Origin of the sequence: Hominimerdicola alba 8 (assembly GCF_000178155.2) — a bacterium.
Lineage (GTDB): Bacteria > Bacillota > Clostridia > Oscillospirales > Ruminococcaceae > Hominimerdicola > Hominimerdicola alba_C.
The window spans coordinates 1-746 of sequence record NZ_ADKM02000120.1; the positions used below are offsets into that span (position 1 = coordinate 1).

Annotated in this window: 1 protein-coding gene; it reads left to right on the forward strand. The window is 38.5% G+C overall.

Annotated features, from left to right (window positions below):
* Nucleotides 1-89: 89 nt before the first annotated feature.
* A complete protein-coding gene (locus CUS_RS14105) occupies nucleotides 90-638 on the forward strand; it encodes a hypothetical protein (protein WP_002851911.1) in 549 nt (182 codons plus the stop codon).
* The last annotated feature ends 108 nt before the right edge of the window (nucleotides 639-746 follow it).

Here is a 746-nt window from a genome sequence, read left to right on the forward strand (position 1 = left end):
TGCATTATGGACTATGAGATCGAAGATGAACAGCTAAAAAAAGATATTGAGGCTGCTGTAAAAATTAACGTATAATGGAGGAATTTATTATGGCAATCGAAAGAATAATAACAGAAATGATCAACGGTAAGTTTAACGACTGGTCTCAGTCAGTACTCGACAATATCAAGAGTCAGCATCACGATGACTCAGCACTTAACAAAGCATTCAATGATGCCATGCAGGAAAATGTTAGCAGAGCGCTGAAAAATACGAAGAATAAAACTGAAGCGCCTTACTTGCTCAGAGATGAGATCCTTAAAGATATTTTCAATTACGAAAAAATATGGAACAAGATGTGGGTACAGCTGGATCCAATTCTTGAATACTGTGAACGTAATAGCAGTATCGATCGTGGAGCGAAAAATATTGAAGTGTATATTGATCATTTGGCGGTAACAATAAGTGCGCATGTACATAATGAATGTGAAGGACTTATTAATATATGTTCCCCATGGATCATAGCTATCCTGAACAAGGGTAATTTTATCAAACAGTACATGCTTTACCCGACGGAGATAGAACATCTGCTCGACAACTGGGACAAGTTCTATGAGATGATTGTCTCAAAGATGGATGAACAGCAGGAAAAACAATGACCGATAACTAATTTCCGATTTCAAAGCGTTTCTCTTCGGAGGAGCGCTTTTTTGTTGCAGCAGGGGAGTAGCAAGCTGAAACATCACCTCAGCAGGCTTTTTATCACC

Coding starts and splice junctions, on each gene's coding strand:
- CUS_RS14105 (WP_002851911.1), top strand. CDS start 90: ATGGCAATCGAAAGAATAATAACAGAAATGATCAACGGTAAGTTTAAC.